Origin of the sequence: Methylobacterium sp. J-092 (genome assembly GCF_022829325.1) — a bacterium.
In the GTDB taxonomy this organism is placed as follows: domain Bacteria; phylum Pseudomonadota; class Alphaproteobacteria; order Rhizobiales; family Beijerinckiaceae; genus Methylobacterium.
In genome coordinates, this window is the sequence record NZ_JAKSXU010000043.1 from 1 (window position 1) to 425 (window position 425).

The following is a 425-nucleotide window of genomic DNA, read 5'->3' on the forward strand; positions in this document are numbered from 1 at the left end:
ACCACGGGGATGCCTGCAGTCTCCGTGGTCATGGTCAGCTTCGTTGCTGACGCGGCGCTGAGCGCCTCGCTCGGAGCCATCGAGGCGGTACCGAAGCCGGTGGACTGGGCGCGCCTCCGGACGATCTTTGACCAGTTCCGGGCGGCCGACGGCGACGTGCTCGTGGTCGACGACGATGCCGATATGAGCGACCGGCTCCGGACGGTGCTTGAGCGCAACGGCTGGAGCGTCCGCGAGGCTGGGAACGGCTGCGAGGCGCTCGACCAGGTCCGGCACGGCGTGCCACGCCTCGTGCTGCTCGACCTGACCATGCCAGTGATGGACGGGTTCTCGTTCCTCGACCGGCTCCGGGATTTGCCCGGCTGTACCGAGGTGCCGGTGGTAGTGTTAAGCGCTCGCGACGTCACCGCGGCCGAGCGTGACCG

At 68.9% G+C, this 425-nt stretch carries 1 protein-coding gene; it reads left to right on the forward strand.

Features of this window, described 5'->3' with window-relative positions; all coding sequences use genetic code 11:
- Window positions 1-30: 30 nt before the first annotated feature.
- The coding region (locus MKK60_RS02515) for a PleD family two-component system response regulator (RefSeq protein ID WP_243983779.1) at window positions 31-425 on the forward strand (395 nt) is incomplete at its 3' end.